Source organism: Bradyrhizobium sp. UBA2491 (assembly GCF_002341725.1).
GTDB lineage: Bacteria > Pseudomonadota > Alphaproteobacteria > Rhizobiales > Xanthobacteraceae > Bradyrhizobium.
The window spans coordinates 174,312-174,813 of sequence record NZ_DDOP01000023.1; the positions used below are offsets into that span (position 1 = coordinate 174,312).

The window sequence follows — 502 nt, forward strand, 5'->3', positions numbered from 1 at the left end:
CCCATGATGTGCTCGCCATTGTTGGAGGTCGGCATCGCCGGCACCATCGAGCCGACGTCCTGCGGCAGCATGTCGGCGGTGATGATCGCCTCGGGGCCGCCGCCCGCCAGGATCATCACACGCTCGACATTGTTGCGGAGCTGGCGGACGTTGCCCGGCCAGACATGCGATTGCAGCACCGCCATCGCGTCCTGCCCGATCTGCCGCTTCGGCAGGCCGGTCGTGACCGAGATCTGGTCCATGAAATAGTCGATCAGCTCCGGGATGTCCTCACGGCGCTCCGACAGCGGCGGCACCCGGATCGGCACCACCGAGAGCCGATGGTAGAGGTCCTCGCGGAAACGGCCCGCGGCGATCTCTTCCTCCAGGTTGCGCGCGGTCGAGGAGATGATGCGAACGTCGACATGGACCTTGCTGGTGCCGCCCTGGCGCTGGAAGGTCTGATCGACCAGCACGCGCAGGATCTTGTTCTGGGTCTCGCGCGGCATGTCCGCGATCTCGT

General features: G+C 66.1%; 1 protein-coding gene. It reads right to left on the minus strand.

The window, feature by feature from the left end:
• The coding region (locus B2W55_RS07590) for a sigma 54-interacting transcriptional regulator (RefSeq protein ID WP_291532205.1) at positions 1 to 502 on the minus strand (502 nt) is incomplete at both ends.